The sequence below is a fragment of the Dysgonomonas mossii genome (assembly GCF_004569505.1).
Taxonomy (GTDB): domain Bacteria; phylum Bacteroidota; class Bacteroidia; order Bacteroidales; family Dysgonomonadaceae; genus Dysgonomonas.
The window spans coordinates 351,153-368,688 of record NZ_SPPK01000001.1; the positions used below are offsets into that span (position 1 = coordinate 351,153).

Sequence of the window (17,536 nt, forward strand, 5' to 3'; positions counted from 1 at the left end):
AAAATTGAAATATTAGACAAGTATTAATTAAGATTCGTCATGAAGTTCGATGATATCCAAGTCTGAGATATTGCCTTCACTCAAGTTAAACTTAAGAAGGGTTCTGACTTTATGTATTCCGTATTTGCCTGCTGCACCCGGATTGATGAATAATCCGTTTATTTTTTTATCGAATATGACTTTCAGTATATGTGAGTGCCCGGTTATAAATAATTTGGGCGGATTCATAAGTAATATTGATTGTACTTTTCGTTCATATCTACCCGGAGAGCCTCCGATATGAATCATAAACACATCTACACCTTCGAGCGCGAAGCGTAACGTTTCCGGGTATGCTGCACGTACACGACTATCATCGATATTCCCGTAAACTGCCCGAAAGGGTTTGCCCAAAGCTTCGAACTTTAAAGCCAACTCCATTGAACCTATATCTCCCGCATGCCATATTTCGTCACAGTCGGAAAAATATTTTGCAAACTTCTCATCCCACCAGTTATGGGTGTCAGAAAGTAATCCTATCTTTTTCATTATAGATTGATACAAATACAAAAACAAACAGATAGGATAAATGTTCCCATCGAAGTATATTTCAAGTATGGGTCGAGTAGACGATTCTCTTTTATTTTGATAATGTTAATTAACAATTTAAAAAATACAAGAAAACTTAATAGGTAGATATATTGATACCAGTGGGTACTATATAATATAGAATATGCCGTAAGGGAAACGAACGCTCCTATAATTAATAGGGCGTGGTATATCTTAGCATTCTTGATTCCTATCCGTACAGGGATTGTTATTTTCCCCGATTTTCTATCATTATCTATGTCGCGCATATTGTTAAGATTGAGTACGGCAGCTGTTAGCAAACCCAAAGCTATAGCAGGTAGCCACGGCTTGAAATCTATGGTGTGGGTATGTAAAAAATATGTTCCAACTACCGATACAAGTCCAAAAAAGATGAAAGAGAAAATATCTCCCAACCCCTTGTATCCATAAGGATTTTTTCCGGCTGTATATTTTATTGCGGCGACAATACTACCCAGTCCCAAGCCTAGAAAGAGTAAAATATATTGCCACGCCATAAACTGAAGAGCAACGTAAACAAGCAATATTCCGATCACAATAGCACATGCTATAGCTATTTTTATAGCTTTAGCCATCTCTTCGGGAGTAATGGCTCCGCTTTGAACTGTTCGTTGAGGTCCTATTCTTTCGCCTGTGATATCTGTGCCTTGTTGGTAATCACCAAGGTCGTTTGCCATATTGGATAGCAGTTGTAATACATTCGCTACCAAAATGGTCAGAATAAATACAAATATGCTGAATTTTCCTGTGCTATATGCGATCCCGCTGCCACATAGTGCTGTAGCTCCCGCCAAGAATAGTGTGCGTGGACGCAGAGCCGATACCCAAGATTTTACAGATGCCATAATTAAATTTGTGCAAAGGTATGTATTTTAGTCTGATGAGAAAAATATTATTATCCTGTCAAATTCTAATATTACCTAAAAATAGAAAGATGACGTTACGCTTACTTTTACCTGTTTATAGTTTTCTTTATATTGTCTAAATCGAACAATACTCTTATTCCGAAATCCTGATATTTTGTTTTCTTGAATGACGCAAATATTCCTACATTAAGGAGCTTTGTGAAGTTTAGTGAGTAGCCCATCTCACTATATTTCATGTCGGCGGTGTATAGGTTTTTTAGATGTAGGCTTTCTGTAAACATTTTTCCTTGAAGAAATGGCAGTCGCTTAATTAATATATACTTGCTTTCGTAGTTGAAATTGGTTCTGACCCAATATCTGTTTGTTGAAGCAACATAATTGTCTAACAGCATAAAGGATACAAAGGGAGACTTTAGGTTCACTGTTACATTCGATGTGTTGAAATGTTGATAATCCACAAAGTGTATTTTGTCTCTTTCGCCCAGAAAGCGACCTCCTTCGAGTTGGTAGTTGAAGTTGCTAAACTCACTTAACTTTATATTTTGTTTTATGCCTCCCGATAATTTTTGATATTGAGCATTGTTGGTTTGCCATCCGGAGAATGCCTGCTCATAATTAATATAGAATGTAGGAGAGGCGTATTTCTCATATTTTTTCGCTCCATCTTTTATCGAGTAATAAGCGTAAGGGGTGTATTCTATACCTAAGTTGAATGCTGTTTTGTCAAACCTGTCGTCAGGGTATATATTAGGCGTGATTTTACTTTTCTTACCCCAGGTGTAATCCGTATTATTCGATAATCCATGACGCCTATCTATCTCCAGTCCTACAGATACAGATAATCCGTTCGAAATATCTATACTATTCGTTGCGGAAATAAAATCTTTCTGATAGAAGTAGTTATAATTCTTACCTCTTATTAGTGAATTAGAAAAGTTATTGAAGCGGTGGATACCTAGTGGATTGAAATCTTCACTTGTGCTTCCTATAGATATAGTAAGGTTTCCTAATCTTAAAGGTGCATAAGTGAGATTTATATTACCTCCACCTACCAATCTTTTCCTAGATAAGGTATAATATATATAAGGTGTTATTTCGAGCTTGTTGTGTTTTCCGATATTACTCGTTAACCTGAATGATTGCCCCATCCATAGCCCATCTACAAAATTATACTCATAGATACTACCTTCGAGTAGCCCGTTGAATTTAATTTTTACTTTGCTGGAGTCACTTCCTATCTGCCCTCCGTTCATTATATTTGAAAATGTCAGCTTTGGATTACGGTGCTTCTCTCTCGCCGAATCGAGATGTTGCTGTATGGAATCCCTTTTAATTAATGTTTTTATTTCCCGTTCTCCCAAAGGTATCGTTCTTACATTGGTCCAATATGCCGTATCACGCTTGGATGCTAAACTATCAGATTTTACTATATATAAGGAGTCTTGACGTGCGATTTCAAAGGTTCTTTTCTCTTTTTTGCTTTTTGTACCACTTATTACCGATTCATTCGTTTTAATATTACTATAGGTTAGTGATGTGTAGTAGTTCATTGTAGCTTTAATGCCGAAGATGTCAATATCAGATGCTATCAAATAAGTAATAGGCAGATACACATTCGGTGCTAATTTCTGAAACGAGATTGTATATGCTTGTCTTGCTCCGTATGGATTAGAACGAAGTTCCGCAGAATATATATGCCATGTATAATCTGCTATATATATGTAGCCTTCAAAAAGGGCTGGGTCTTTTAGCTTTGGTTCTATTTTGATTTTATTTATTGTTAATCCATTCTCTTCTATAAACCCTTCGTATCTGAATTTGTAATAAGAAAATGCTTGGGGATGCAACGGCGAAATGTATGAACCAATCTTCGGATTGTACAAGGAAGTACTTAATATTCCCATCGCATCTTTCGAATCTATATTGTCGGGAATACTGCTTGAGAATGCTTTTACTGTTTGTTCGTACTTATTGGGTGCTGTAAAACGTATTTCGTTGAAGGATTCTTGTGTAAATAGCAACTCTTTAAAATCTGATAGTTTAACCCCTTCTTCTCTTTTTGCCATTCTGTCCATCAACGACGAAACTTTAAGCAGTTCAGCATTTACCTTTATGTAGGCTTCGGCAATGTACTCTCTTACTGAAGCGGCATATAATGGTGCTTTTTCTATTGCTTTCCGCATAATAGGGTAGGCAGGGTCTTCCTGATTTGATATAGTAATTTCTTTCAGGTTGAAAGGTGTTTCATATAGTACTATATCTAATGTAGTTACTTTATCTGTACTGATCTTGATTATTTGCACTTCGGGTTTAAACCCCAAACATTTATATTCAACTTCGTATTCTCCGTTGGCTATAGTCGTTTGGTAGCTTCCTGTTTCGTTACATACCAACCCTTGATTTACACCTTTTATATATACTGTGCTTCCATATAACGGTTCGCCGTTTGTGTCTGTAATTTTTCCTTTAAAGTTTTGTGCGTGCAAATGAGTGAAGCAAAAAAAGGATAAAACCAAGGCAATATATAATCTCATTATTAGTTTATTATTTAGGGACACTTTTTAACATTCTCTACAAATATATCGGAAATATCGATTTATTCTTTACTTATTTCCTGTTTTTATTCGATTTAATGTTACAAAGGAGTGACATTATTCTATATTCCCCTGTGAAATAAGATTATTTTATTATTTTTGCGCTAAATTTTTTTCAAAATATTAAAGATTAAAATGCTTACAGTTGAGAAAATTGGCGGAACCTCCATGTCGCAGTTTAAAGATGTGCTGGAGAACGTCATTGTAGGAAAGAGAAAGCCGGAAGAAATGTACAATCGGATATTTGTTGTATCCGCATATAATAATGTCACTAACTGGCTATTGGAACATAAAAAAACAGGAGAGCCCGGAGTATATGTTCAATTTCTCGAAAATGCAGATTATAGCATCGGTTTAGATAGTCTGTGTCAAAGGCTTTTGCTTATAAATAAGGGTTTTGAAGAAATCGGCCTGAATCTATTAGAAGCAAGAGAATTTATTACCTTTCGCCTCAAACAGGCTAAAACAATGCTTCATAGTTTGAGCAAAGTTTTGGCTTCAGGATACGTAAATGCCGAAGATATCTGTTTAGCCGCACGCGAAATTTTAGCTTCGATAGGAGAGGCGCATTCAGCGTGGAATACTGTAAATATTTTGAATAACAATGGTATTTCTGCTCGGTTTATCGATCTATGCGGATTTAATGACTCTCTGCCTCTTACAATAGATGAGCGTATTCATAGAGCATTCAAAGGTGTTGATTTTAGTAAGGATGTTTGTGTCGCTACCGGCTATACGAAAGGTACTGAGGGTATTATGCGTGCATTTGATAGAGGTTATACAGAGGTTACTTTTAGCAAAATTGCCGTAGAGGTAAATGCCGACGAGGCTATTATCCATAAAGAATATCACTTGTCGAGCGCTGATCCGAATATAGTAGGTGTTGATAAGGTGGTTCCTGTAGGACGAACAAATTTTATTGTTGCCGATCAGTTGGCTGATATTGGTATGGAGGCTATTCATCCGAAAGCGTCTAAACCTTTGGAACTTGCAAATATCGATATCCGTATCAAAAATACCTTTGAACCGGAACATCCGGGTACATTGATAACAAAAGAATATGTGTCGGAAATACCGAAGATAGAGATCGTTTCAGGTACAGATAAGGTGTTAGCTGTAGAAATTCATGATCCAATGATGGTTGGAGAGGTTGGATTTGACTTGAGAATCATGCAGATATTTGCTAAATATAATGTGAGTTATATTCTCAAATCTACAAATGCAAACTCTATTACAATGGTGGTTTGGGACAATTATAAATCACGCGAAATGATAACAGACCTGGAGGCGACATTCTATCAGGTTATTGTAGAGCGTGTAGCTTTAGTATGTGTAATGGGTACCAATATTGCATTGCCCGGATTCTTGTATAGAGCCTCGAAAGCCCTGTTTCAAAAAGGAATCAATGTTGAGAGTTTTGCTCAATCTCTACGGCAGGTGAATATGCAGTTTGTAATAAAAAGAGAATTTTATAAAGACGCGGTAATTGCACTGAATGATGAATTGTGTATAGAGAAATAGGTTAATAAGGGTTTTTTTATATTTTTTTTATTGTGTGAATTGATTTTTAGTTCTATTTTTGTTTGCTGAAACTAGAGTGATCGTTTAATACCTTGTGGGGCACTTAAATAAAAAAGAATATCCACAATTACAGATATATAGACCTTTGAATTTGCTTGAACATTCTCTATTACAAAAGTTGCTTTTATTGGAAAATAAAAAACTGATTTCACCGTTACATTTGATTAGAAGTGTGAATAAAAGTGCAATGTTAGATGCGAAATACTTAAAAAATCAAAATAATAGTATATTTGCATCCTATAATAATTGACCCTGTGTAATTTTATTGTTTTAAAATAAGGAGACTATTGAAAATTAAAAGATATAAATTTAAAAATTGATTCACTAAACTTAAATTATTTATTATCATTATGGAAACTAAAAAACAACAACCAAAACAAAAACCAAGATCTAAAGGCGTTTCAGCTATGATAGTCGTTATTGGATGTGCGATTGTAGCTCACCTATTCTTCTACCTAGTTGCCGGGGATAAGGCTAACTTTGACGAAAAAGGTCATCCACTACCAGGCAATTCACTAGGTGCATTATTCCAAGGAGGATGGGTAATTCCTATCGTTATCACGCTGTTACTAACAACACTTACTCTTTCTGTAGAGAGATTCTTTGCATTGAACAGAGCTAGTGGAAAAGGAAACACAGCTAAATTTGTGATGAATGCTAAAGCTAAATTAGAAGCTGGTGACATCGCAGGTGCAACAAAGCTATGTGACGAACAAAAAGGATCTGTGGCTAATATATTAAAAGCAGGATTAATCAGATATGCAGATGTTGAGAAAATTGCTGACAAGAACAATGACGAAAAAGCAGCAATGATTCAAAAAGAATTGGAAGAAGCTACAACTCTTGAACTTCCATATCTACAACAAAACTTATCAGTTATCGCTACTATCTCTACTCTAGGTACTTTGATGGGACTATTCGGAACTGTACTTGGTATGATTCGTTCGTTTGGTGCGATGGGTCAAGAAGGAGCTCCAGACTCTACAGCTCTTGCAGTAGGTATCTCTGAAGCACTTTACAATACAGCTATGGGTATCGGTACTGGTGCTGCATCTATCATTTCTTATTCTTATTTCTCTGGAAAAGTTGAAGATATAACTAACGCTGTTGATGAAGTAGGTTTTGCTATCGGTCAAACTTATACTACTCTTCACGGAGGTCTATCTAAATAATTAACAATTTTTTTTCAGAACAATTTGTGGAATTCATATAAGATTCCACTCTAATAAGTAAAAGTAAGAAAATGGGAAAGACAAAAGTAAAAAAACAGAGCACATTCATCGACATGACGGCGATGAGTGACGTTACTGTACTCTTGCTCACATTCTTTATGCTTACTGCTACCTTCTTACCAAAAGAGCCGGTACAGGTAATGACTCCACAGTCAGTATCTGAGGTGAAAGTGCCTGAATATAATGTGTTGAATATATTGATAGATCCACAAGGAAAGGTATTCTTGAATATAGACAAACCAGAAAATAAAAAGGCGGTATTGGAAAAGATGGGGCAAGATTATGGTATTACATTCACCGATAAGCAGATTAGATCTTTCATAGAACAAACACACATTGGTGTGCCTATGAACAGAATGGCTGCTTTCCTTGATATGCCATTGAGCACTCAAGATAGTGAGATAAAGAAATGGGGTGTGCCATCTGATAGTGTAAACGATCAGTTTTCACGTTGGGTACAACATGCACGCGAAATTGGAGGCGATGATATGGGTATTGCTATCAAAGCAGACCAGTCAACAGCTTATCCATTGGTGGATAAGGTATTGAAAAGTCTTGTGAAGATGAAAGAAAACCGTTATAGCCTCATAACATCTCTAAGGGGAATGCCGGAAGGCGTATAAAACATGATTTAAACATTAAAAAAAGAAAAAATTATGGCAGAAGTACAACAGTCCGGTGGTGGAGAAGAGAAAAAAGGTAAACCCAAGAAACAGACCCTGAGAGTAGACTTTACTCCGATGGTGGATATGAACATGCTCTTGATTACATTCTTCATGTTCTGTACAACATTGAGTAAACCGCAAATCATGGATATTGCGATGCCTACAGATCAGAAACTTACTGAAGAGGATGAAGTGAAGGTCAAGGAGTCTAAAGCTATTACTTTGATTCTAGGAGAAGACAATAAAGTATATTACTATACAGGTATGCCTAACTATAGTGACTATACTACCTTGAAAGAAACTGATTATTCCCCTGAAGGACTTCGTAAAGTTTTACTGGAACGCAATGCCCCTATTGTAGCAAAAATGAGGGAATTGAGACAGGAGAAGTTTGAGAAGAAAAATAAAATGTCAGAGGAAGAATTTAAAACAAGATCGAAAACAATAAAAGAAGATAAGGATGGACAAGTAGTGGTTATTAAACCAACATCCGAAGCTAGTTATAAAAATCTTGTTGATGCTCTTGATGAAATGCAAATTTGCAGTATTGCAAAATATGCAATTGTGGATATGACCGAGGGTGACCAATTCTTGCTTGAGAACCTGAAAAGTAAAGGGGCTTATGGCGCTAGTGCTGCACCACCAAAAAATTAATCACATTAAGAAAGGAGTAAAATTATGGGAAAAGATATAAAATTGAATTCCTCCGAATGGTGTGATGTAGTTTTTGAAGGTAAGAATAAAAACTATGGAGCTTACAAGCTACGTCAATCATCATCGAAGAGACATATCGTTGCGTTTTTAGTAATCCTTGCGCTTGCAATATTTGTGTCGGCTTTACCGAGTCTGGTATCAGTAGTAAAGAGCCTTACTCAAAGCAATACAGGGCCAATGGAGGATACTTTCGAGTTATCTAATATTCCGGTAGATCAAGAAATTCCGGAAGAGAATAAGATTAAACAAGAAACAGCTCCGCCGCCTCCACCGTTGAAAACAACAGTGAAGTTTGTGCCTCCTAAGATTGCAAAAGACGACGAGGTGCGTGAAGATCAGGAAATGAAGTCACAGGATGAAATCCAGGAAACTAAAATCCAAATTTCGGTGGCTGACGTGAAAGGTACAAATGATAAAACAGGTGTCGATATCGCTGAGTTGAGAGAACACAAGGTGATAGTAGAAGAAAAACCTGCCGTTGAAAAACCTTTCGTTACTGTAGAACAGATGCCAACTTTCCCGGGAGGCGAGATGGAAATGCAAAAGTATATTGCTTCCAATCTCAAATATCCGGTAGTGGCTCAAGAATCAGGTATTCAAGGACGTGTAACAGTACGTTTCGTTGTTTCTAAAACAGGAGCAATTGAAGATGTAAACGTAATTCGTGGTATCGACCCATCGTGCGATAAAGAAGCTGTACGTGTGGTTAAATCGATGCCGAAATGGATACCGGGAAAACAAAATGGATTGAATGTACCTGTGTACTTTACTCTCCCTATCGTATTCCGTTTGAAACAGTAAAAGTGAATATTTATTGAGATTTTTATAAAAAATTGTAAATAAGACTTAGTAAAGAAGAGAAGTTGGAGTATGAAAGACACATCTTCTCTTCTTTTTCCAATAAAAAAAGGTATGAAAGAAGGAAAAAAAATATCGGGAAAAGCAATATTTGGTATATTTATGGTATTGTTTTATCTATGTGTGTCAGTTTTGATGGTATTTACCCCTATTTTCGATAATGTACATATCTTGCTTCGTGTGGCCATGGGTGTGCTGTTGTTTTTGTATGGCATATTTAGAGGATACCGTGCGTGGAAACAATTTTAAACGAATTATCTGTTTTTTGTTATGAAAAATCTTAGTCTTATTGTATGTATTTTTGCTTTTATCTTTCTCTTTTCTTGTAGCGACCAGAGAAAGATAACACGAACAGATACGCCCACAAGTGGTATAGCTGAGATAGCTGTTGATGAATGCTTTGCTCCTGTAATACAAGAACAGGTTGATGTTTTTGGAGCTTTAAATCACGAAGCTCTGGTTATTCCCATATTTACCAGTGAAAATGAAGCATTTAATTTATTTATGAAAGATAGCTTGCGTGTAATAATTGCTACACGACAACTTACTGCCAACGAAACACAAATTATAAAAGAACGCAAACAAGCACCACGTACACAGCGGCTTGCTATTGATGGTATTGCCCTTATTGTAAACAAAGAAAATATGGACACTTTGATTACAGTGTCTGATATTAAAAAAATAATGACAGGTAAGATTAAGGATTGGAAGGAGATAAATCCGAAATCTAAACTGGGTGAAATATCGGTCGTATTCGATAGCCCTAATTCCAGTACTGTCAGATTTATAAAAGATTCGATCTGTGGAGGCGAGCCTCTCAGTCAGAATGTGAAAGCGAGATCGGCAGACAGCGTTAAAAATGTCAACCTGCAAGAACGTACACCCAATCAGCAAGTGATAGATTATGTTGCTGCTGTTCCTAATGCGATAGGTATTATCGGTGTCAATTGGATTAGCAATCCATCCGATCCTAAAAATTTAAGCTTTATTAATAGTATAAATGTTATGTCGGTAAGCTCAGAAGATAAAGCCACTGAGGAAAACAGTTTTAAACCATTTGCCGCATATTTAGTCTTAAAAAAATACCCGCTAACGAGAGATATTTTTATTATAATCTCAGATGTCAAAGGTGGATTACCTTCAGGTTTTGTTACCTTTGCTGCAGGAGAGAAAGGACAACGTATTATACTCAAGGCCGGGCTTTATCCCGCAAATGTACCTACCAGACTGGTAAGAGCAAACCCAACATTTTAGGATAGGCCTGATATCTGTCACATATAAATAAATATTAATAAAAATAGTATAGAAGATGAAAATGAAGTATTTAGTGAGCGCATTTTTGAGCTTAGCGATAAGCTTGTCGGCATTTGCGCAAAATAGCCCGGGAGCAGATTATCTGAGCCTTGGTGAAACCAAACTAGCGAAAGAATATTTTACTAAAAACGTAGGGCAGAATCCTGAAGAATCTCATTATTATCTGGGAGAAATTGCAATTCTGGAAAATAACTTGACTGAAGCTAAGTCTCAGTTTGAGCAAAGTGCGGCAGCAACTACTGAACTAGGTCTTGGTGCTGTAGGATTGGCTAAATTGCAATTAAAGTCAAACCCTAAGGTTGCAGAAGATCAATTAAAAGAAGTTCAAAAAAAGAATAAAAAGAATGTAACTGTTCTTTTAGCAATAGCAAAAGCATATTTTGATAATGGCATGAAAGACAAAGCCACTTTGATGATTGCTGAAGCTAAGAAGGCAGATAAGAAATCACCATATTCATACATTCTCGAAGGAGATATGTTAGCCAAAGAAAACAATCCGGGCGGAGCAGCAGGTCAGTACGATCAGGCTATCAACTTTGATCCTAACTGTGTATTGGCTTATATGAAAGGTGCTAAGGTATATGAATATATTAATCGTAACACAGCAGCCGATTTGTTGAAAAAAGCGATAGAAATCAAACCTGAATATAAGATTGCTTACAAAGATCTTGCTGACTTGTATTACAGAGACGGTTTTTATCCGGATGCTATTGCTGCATACAAAGAATTCTTTAAGGGTGGCGATTACACCGTAGATGATATTACTCGTTATGCTGCATCAGAGTACTTTACACAAGGATATTCAGGTGCAAAGAATCTGATTAATGAAGGTTTGAAACGCGAACCAAACAGCTTCGTGTTGAATCGTTTGTTGATGTATATCGAAAATGAAACAAAAAACTATCAGGACGGTTTAGCTGCAGGAGACAAGTTCTTCAGTATACCTAGATCTGAGGTTGATACAGTGAAATATTTGGTTTCAGACTATATGGCTTATGGAAATATACTATCTGAAACAGGCAATAAAGCTAAGGCTATAGAGCAATATCAGAAAGCTATAAAATTAGATCCTAGCAAAGTAAGCTTGTTTAAAGAGATCGCTACAGCTTCTGCCAAAGATCAGATGTACGCTGAAGCGGCTAATTATTACAAAGAATACATCCAGATGCTTGGAGAAAGGGCAGAAGCAACTGATTATTATCAATTAGGTAGCTACTATCTATCTGCAGCATCTAAAGTTGAATCTGATAAATCTTTAACTCCGGAGCAAGTAAAAGAACAATCTATTGCGCTATACAAACAAGCAGATGCAGCTTTTGCTGTAGTTGCAGAACGTAAGCCGGATAGTTATTTAGGATTCTATCAGAGAGCACGTACAAACTATCAGATGGACCCGGACTCGGAGCAAGGATTGGCAAAACCATTCTATGAAGAAACAATTAAAGTGCTGTTGGCTGATCCGGAACCAAGCAGCAAAATATTGATAGAAGCATATAGCTATTTGAGCTACTATTATTATTTACAGTTTGAGAAAAGCAAAAAGGCTGATGATAAAGCAAATGTAAAATTATATGCAGAAAAGGTTCTTGAACTAGATCCTGAAAATGCAAATGGTAAAGCTTTATTTGAATTTGCTAATGGCAAGTAAATAAATAGATATAAAATATGAGAAACAGCCTGTATCAATTTTGATGCAGGCTGTTTTTTTATATAGAATAATTTTAAATTGAGAAAAAGATGTATCTTTGCACTCAATTAAGTGGATAGATTTGTATTGATTGCAACCACATGAAAAAATGCTAAACCATTTTCTGCACTGCATTATAATACATATCTTCCTGTTTTTATTACAATAAAACAATATTTATGAGTTATTTATTTACATCTGAATCTGTATCAGAAGGTCACCCTGATAAAGTGGCAGATCAGATATCAGACTCCTTATTGGACGAATTCTTGGCCTATGATGCTGATTCGAAGGTCGCATGCGAAACATTGGTAACTACCGGACAGGTGGTTTTGGCAGGAGAAGTAAAATCAAAAGCATATATCGATATTCCCGAAACGGCACGTAAAGTGATCGAGCGTATAGGGTATACTAAAAGTGAATACCAGTTTGAGGCTCAATCTTGCGGGGTGCTGTCTGCCATACATGAGCAATCCGATGATATCAACAGAGGTGTTGATGGCAAATCCGATCCGATGGATCAGGGAGCGGGAGATCAGGGTATGATGTTTGGCTACGCAACAAACGAAACAGACAATTATATGCCATTAGCACTAGACTTGTCTCATGCATTGTTGAGAGAATTAGCCGTTATACGCAAAAATGAATTGCATTTGATGCCATACCTTCGTCCTGATGCCAAATCGCAGGTAACGATCGAGTATGATGACAACGGCACGCCTTTGAGAATAGATACAATCGTTATTTCTACTCAGCATGATGATTTTGCTGACGACGAGGCAATGCAGGCTAAAATAAAAGAAGATGTGATCAATATCCTTATACCTCGTGTGAAGGAGAAGTATAAGTTCAGAGATGATATTACGAAGCTCTTTACAACTGATATTACTTATCATGTAAACCCTACCGGACGTTTTGTTATAGGAGGGCCTCATGGAGATACCGGCCTGACAGGACGTAAAATCATAGTTGATACTTACGGAGGTAAGGGTGCGCATGGCGGTGGTGCTTTTTCGGGTAAAGATCCTTCAAAAGTAGACCGTTCGGCTGCCTATGCGGCTCGTCATATTGCAAAAAACCTTGTTGCTGCCGGTGTGTCTTCCGAAATACTTGTTCAGGTATCGTATGCAATTGGTGTTGCCAAACCTATGAATATTTATGTAAATACATATGGCAAGGGTACCGTAAATCTTTCGGATGGTGAGATAGCCGTTAAGGTAGAGGAGCTGTTCGACATGCGACCAAAAGCAATAGAGCAACGCCTGAAATTACGCAATCCTATCTATGCTGAAACTGCTGCTTATGGGCATATGGGGCGTGAGCCGGAAACCGTAACTAAACATTTTCAATCACGCTACAATCCTCAGGGAATAACTCGCGAAGTAGAGTTGTTTACATGGGAAAAGTTAGACTACGTAGATGTGATAAAAAAAGAGTTTAATCTGTAATATAATAATATAGCACATACTTGTTCTGCAATAGAGCAAGTATGTGCTTTCAAGTATATAAGAGCTTTGATTAACGATACAGTACCATACATAGGTGTAATGAAAGATAGTGTCTTATTGCAGGATACTGTCTATATTCATCGTTTTTCATTAAATCCTGTAGAAGGTGAGATTGTGAATATGACTAACAAACAATTATATTCTGCTCATCAAGATAGCATTGGAGATGTTGTAAGATATTCCGGCGATCTTCTGCCTTTCAATCTGGAACAAGTAGATGGGATTTTCTGCCTGTTGCTTTTATGCTTATTTCTTTTTACATATATATATAGTGGCGGGTTATCTTTCTTGAAAGAGAGTATCTCCTTCCTGTTTACTCCTGTAAAGGCCTCAAGAATACATAGTCAGACTACATCGAGGGAAATGATATATAGCTATTTCCTTATTTTTCAGTCTGCTGTTTTATCTGCAATATGTATTTATGATGTTTTTGTAGAGTATGAATCTTCTGTGCAAAGTAATAGTAAAGCTTTTCTGACTATTGTCACATTTATCGTTGCCATAGCTTTGTTTTTTGGAATCAAAGATTTTATTTACAAACTGATAGGTTATATCTTTAATCAGAAGAAAGCAATGAATTCGTGGCGAAGAATGCATATGGTGTCTATCGAGGTGCTGGGGATACTATATTTTCTGCCTACGTTACTCTTGATTTATTCTAATTTTTATCATACTGAGATATTAATACTTATATTAATACTCTTCTTAATTGTTCAAATAACACTTTTTTATCAAATAATAGTCTTTTTTATTGGTCAAAAATTTAACTTTTTGTATTTGATTGCCTACCTTTGCACCTTTGAAATATTACCTTATGTGTATTTAGCGATAGGATTGATTCAATTATATAGAACCGACGTATTTAACACACTATTATGACCTTGAAAGTAAAGAAGATATTAATCTCTCAACCTGCTCCGACAACAGAGAAATCGCCTTACTTTGATATTGCCGAGAAATATCATGTGCAAATGGATTTTCGTCCGTTTATTCGTGTAGATGGCATTGATGTAAAAGAGTTTAGGCAACAGCGTATTAATATACAAGATTATACAGCAGTCGTTTTTACAGCAAGGATTGCAATAGATCATTTCTTCTCTCTCTGTGAGGAACTTAGAGTAACAATGCCCGAAACAATGAAATATTTTTGTATATCGGAAGCAGTCGCTTTGTATCTGCAAAAATATATTGTTTACAGAAAGCGCAAGATATTCTTTAGTGCAACAGGTAAGATGGATGGTCTGGCAACAGCTTTAACAAAACACAACAAAGAAAAATTTATTGTACCTGTCTCGGATGTACATACAGAAGACCTTACGGCAGTATTGGACGAGAAAAAAGTTGATTATACAAAATCTGTGATGTACAGAACTGTGAGTAATGAAATAACCGAGTCTGAGATATTATCTTACGATATGATGATATTTTTTACTCCGGCCGGTATTGTTTCTTTATTTAAGAATATGCCTAATTTTGAACAAGGAGAGAGAGCTATCGGCTGTTTTGGTACCGCTACAGCAAAAGCTGTTCGCGATGCGGGCTTGAGGCTCGATTGTGAAGCTCCGCTTCCCGGTATGCCATCTATGACGGCTGCATTAGAAGCGTTTATAAAGGAAAATCATAAAGCCAAATAGGTTTGAAGCAAATAAAATATAAAGCTTAACTTTTGGGTTAAGCTTTTTTTATATCATTTCTGATGGTTATTGTAGATAAAGATCTGGGGGAAATAAGGCTTGTTAAGAATGCAAGAGCCAAAAGGATAATCGTTCGAAAAAAAGATGGTTATCTACAACTTACATATCCACCATCAGTAAGTATGTCCTTTGTCGAGAAGACTATTCGTGATATGAAGCCTCGTCTGATGTCGTTAGTTGAAAAAAAGACTACCGGTATTTTATTTACTCCCGATATAGAATTTAACACCTTTAGCTTTACCTTGAAGTTGATTACCGGAATATCGACCAAGAATTATTATATGAGTCTGAAAGAAGGGATATTATCCATCTCATGTCCGGCTGATATAAATTACAATGATTCAACAGTTCAATCGACAATAAAAGGCTTTGTAGAAAAAGCCCTTCGCTATGAGGCAAACAGGCTATTTCCGGCAAAAGTAAAATCATTTGCAGAAAGGTACGGTTTTAAATATACCGAACTAAAGATTAATAAGAGTCGTACCCGATGGGGAAGCTGTTCATCAAAGAAGACAATAAACCTGTCGTTTTACTGTATGCTCTTACCTGAATACCTTGTGGATTTTGTAATCTTGCACGAACTATGCCATACGGTAGAAATGAATCATGGAGAACGTTTTTGGCAATTGCTGGATAAAGTATCGGATGATAAAGCAAAAGAGTTGACAAGGGTTTTAAAAGACCATAAAACAATGTTATAAATTAGTCGTCTAGCGATTCCTTCCCAAATCCTACAGGAAGAAGTGCTTTGGCAGATTTTAATTCATAGATTTTACTTTCACCGTACAATATTACTCTCATTGGGGAACTATGTCTATTCTCCGTTTCTAACAAAACTTGCCTGCAACCGCCACACGGGCTACAAGGGTTTGCTGTAAAGGCTCCGTCATGACAAGCGGCAACCGCAATTGCTTCAATCGAAGCCTCCGGATATTGTGCATTTGCATAAAACACAGCAACCCGTTCGGCACATAACCCTGAAGGGTAAGCCGCATTTTCCTGATTGCTGCCCGTAACAATTTTTCCATTGGAAAGAAGAACTGCCGCTCCTACATGAAAGCCTGAGTAGGGCGCATATGCTTTTTCCGCAGCCGCTTTAGCCTCTATTATAAGTTTTTTTATACTTTCGGTAGCCTCTTCAAAGGTGTAAACGAGTATCTTTGTTATTAAATTAAAATTTTCCATTTTATTACTGTTACAAATAAAATACTTCTAAATATATGAAAAAAGCAAATAGCTCGGATATATCTCTCAAATTTATTATCCTTTCTGTACTTGTTTTTCTGTCTACTACATCTGCCTATTCTCAGGCAAAACGATACAAGATATACGATGACTATATCGAGACTTACAAAGGCATAGCTGTAGATCACATGAGAAAATATAAAATTCCGGCAAGTATAACGCTCGCTCAGGGGTTGTTAGAATCAGGTGCGGGTAAAAGTGCTTTGACTAAAAATTCGAATAATCACTTTGGTATTAAGTGTCACAACGATTGGACAGGAGGAAAAGTCTATCAAGCAGATGATACCCCGAATGATTGTTTCAGAAAATATAAAAGAGCTGAAGATTCATTTGAAGATCATTCGAGATTTCTAGCCGATAAACCTCGATATAAAAGTCTGTTTGCTTTAGAAATTACTGATTATAGAGGATGGGCAAAAGGATTGCAGCAAGCAGGATATGCAACCGATAAAGCTTATGCGAACAAACTGATAAAGCTAATTGAAGATTATGAGCTTTACCAACACGATAAAAGAGGATTCTCTAAGGAGAAAATAAGAGAAATAGAAGAAACTCAGGTAAGAAATAAAGAGTATCGTCATATTCCATATAAAACACACAATCTGGTTTATGTGATAGCAGAAGCGGGTGATACGTACGAGGGTATTGCGGGCGAATTTGATTTTAAGCCAAAAGACTTGTATAAATACAATGAAGTACCCGAAGGCTTCCCTTTGAAGGCAGGTGATTTGGTCTATTTTGAGAAGAAAAAATCGAAAGCCGATAAACCGTATTATGAGCACGAAGTTCAGGTGGGAGAGTCTATGTATAGTATTTCTCAGCTGTATGGTATCAAGGTGAAAAACTTGTACAAAATGAACAAAAAAGATTTTGAATATGTCCCTACCGAAGGAGATGTCTTAAAACTAAGATAAATTTTATAATACACTAAAGAAAATAATAAATATAGACTAAAATGGTATTGACAGTAATCGGTCGATACCATTTTTT

Annotated in this window: 17 protein-coding genes; 13 read left to right on the forward strand and 4 right to left on the reverse strand. The window is 36.5% G+C overall.

What is annotated here, in order from left to right; all coding sequences use genetic code 11:
- Positions 1-27 precede the first annotated feature (27 nt).
- From E4T88_RS01710 to E4T88_RS01720, 3 genes are all read right to left on the reverse strand, one after another.
- Positions 28-528, reverse strand: a complete 501-nt coding sequence (locus E4T88_RS01710; protein ID WP_135103759.1) for a metallophosphoesterase family protein — start codon at positions 526-528, stop codon at positions 28-30.
- Complete coding sequence (gene menA / locus E4T88_RS01715) at positions 528-1,433, reverse strand: 1,4-dihydroxy-2-naphthoate octaprenyltransferase (protein WP_135103760.1); 906 nt, start codon at positions 1,431-1,433, stop codon at positions 528-530. The genes E4T88_RS01710 and menA overlap by 1 nt, the downstream gene beginning before the upstream one ends.
- Positions 1,434-1,540: 107 nt before the next feature.
- On the reverse strand, positions 1,541-3,988 hold the full coding sequence (locus tag E4T88_RS01720; protein WP_135103761.1) for a DUF5686 and carboxypeptidase regulatory-like domain-containing protein: 2,448 nt from the start codon (positions 3,986-3,988) through the stop codon (positions 1,541-1,543).
- A gap of 195 nt (positions 3,989-4,183) precedes the next feature.
- Here E4T88_RS01720 and E4T88_RS01725 point away from each other — a divergent pair, with 195 nt between their 5' ends.
- The 12 genes from E4T88_RS01725 (at position 4,184) to E4T88_RS01780 (ending at position 16,002) form a co-directional block, all read left to right on the forward strand.
- Positions 4,184-5,569 carry an aspartate kinase gene (locus E4T88_RS01725; RefSeq protein WP_135103762.1) on the forward strand — a complete coding sequence of 462 codons (1,386 nt, stop codon included), beginning with the start codon at positions 4,184-4,186 and terminating at the stop codon, positions 5,567-5,569.
- Positions 5,570-5,979: 410 nt separating this feature from the next.
- On the forward strand, positions 5,980-6,801 hold the full coding sequence (locus E4T88_RS01730) for a MotA/TolQ/ExbB proton channel family protein (RefSeq protein ID WP_135103763.1): 822 nt from the start codon (positions 5,980-5,982) through the stop codon (positions 6,799-6,801).
- A 71-nt stretch (positions 6,802-6,872) separates the two neighbouring features.
- Complete coding sequence (locus E4T88_RS01735; protein WP_135103764.1) at positions 6,873-7,484, forward strand: ExbD/TolR family protein; 612 nt, start codon at positions 6,873-6,875, stop codon at positions 7,482-7,484.
- A gap of 33 nt (positions 7,485-7,517) precedes the next feature.
- The gene (locus tag E4T88_RS01740) at positions 7,518-8,180 is read left to right on the forward strand and encodes an ExbD/TolR family protein (protein ID WP_135103765.1); all 663 of its coding nucleotides are present in this window, start codon (positions 7,518-7,520) and stop codon (positions 8,178-8,180) included.
- Between the two features lie 24 nt (positions 8,181-8,204).
- Entirely contained in the window at positions 8,205-9,041 is an 837-nt protein-coding gene (locus E4T88_RS01745) for an energy transducer TonB (protein ID WP_135103766.1), read from the forward strand.
- Positions 9,042-9,152: 111 nt separating this feature from the next.
- A complete protein-coding gene (locus tag E4T88_RS01750; RefSeq protein ID WP_228093666.1) occupies positions 9,153-9,347 on the forward strand; it encodes a hypothetical protein in 195 nt (64 codons plus the stop codon).
- Positions 9,348-9,368: 21 nt separating this feature from the next.
- Complete coding sequence (locus tag E4T88_RS01755) at positions 9,369-10,352, forward strand: PstS family phosphate ABC transporter substrate-binding protein (protein WP_135103768.1); 984 nt, start codon at positions 9,369-9,371, stop codon at positions 10,350-10,352.
- A gap of 55 nt (positions 10,353-10,407) precedes the next feature.
- Complete coding sequence (locus E4T88_RS01760) at positions 10,408-12,060, forward strand: tetratricopeptide repeat protein (RefSeq protein ID WP_135103769.1); 1,653 nt, start codon at positions 10,408-10,410, stop codon at positions 12,058-12,060.
- Between the two features lie 218 nt (positions 12,061-12,278).
- Positions 12,279-13,547 (forward strand): methionine adenosyltransferase, encoded by a 1,269-nt coding sequence (gene metK, locus E4T88_RS01765; protein ID WP_135103770.1) that lies wholly within the window; start codon positions 12,279-12,281, stop codon positions 13,545-13,547.
- A 99-nt stretch (positions 13,548-13,646) separates the two neighbouring features.
- Complete coding sequence (locus E4T88_RS01770) at positions 13,647-14,486, forward strand: DUF4271 domain-containing protein (protein WP_135103771.1); 840 nt, start codon at positions 13,647-13,649, stop codon at positions 14,484-14,486.
- Positions 14,483-15,241, forward strand: coding sequence for a uroporphyrinogen-III synthase (locus tag E4T88_RS01775; protein ID WP_135103772.1), 759 nt, complete (start codon positions 14,483-14,485; stop codon positions 15,239-15,241). Before E4T88_RS01770 ends, E4T88_RS01775 begins: the two co-directional genes overlap by 4 nt.
- A 62-nt stretch (positions 15,242-15,303) precedes the next feature.
- Entirely contained in the window at positions 15,304-16,002 is a 699-nt protein-coding gene (locus E4T88_RS01780) for a M48 family metallopeptidase (RefSeq protein WP_135103773.1), read from the forward strand.
- A 1-nt stretch (position 16,003) separates the two neighbouring features.
- Here the strand turns inward: E4T88_RS01780 and cdd are convergent, their stop codons facing one another.
- A complete protein-coding gene (cdd, locus tag E4T88_RS01785) occupies positions 16,004-16,486 on the reverse strand; it encodes a cytidine deaminase (protein ID WP_135103774.1) in 483 nt (160 codons plus the stop codon).
- 35 nt (positions 16,487-16,521) lie between these two features.
- Here cdd and E4T88_RS01790 point away from each other — a divergent pair, with 35 nt between their 5' ends.
- Entirely contained in the window at positions 16,522-17,460 is a 939-nt protein-coding gene (locus tag E4T88_RS01790; RefSeq protein ID WP_135103775.1) for a glucosaminidase domain-containing protein, read from the forward strand.
- Positions 17,461-17,536 lie beyond the last annotated feature (76 nt).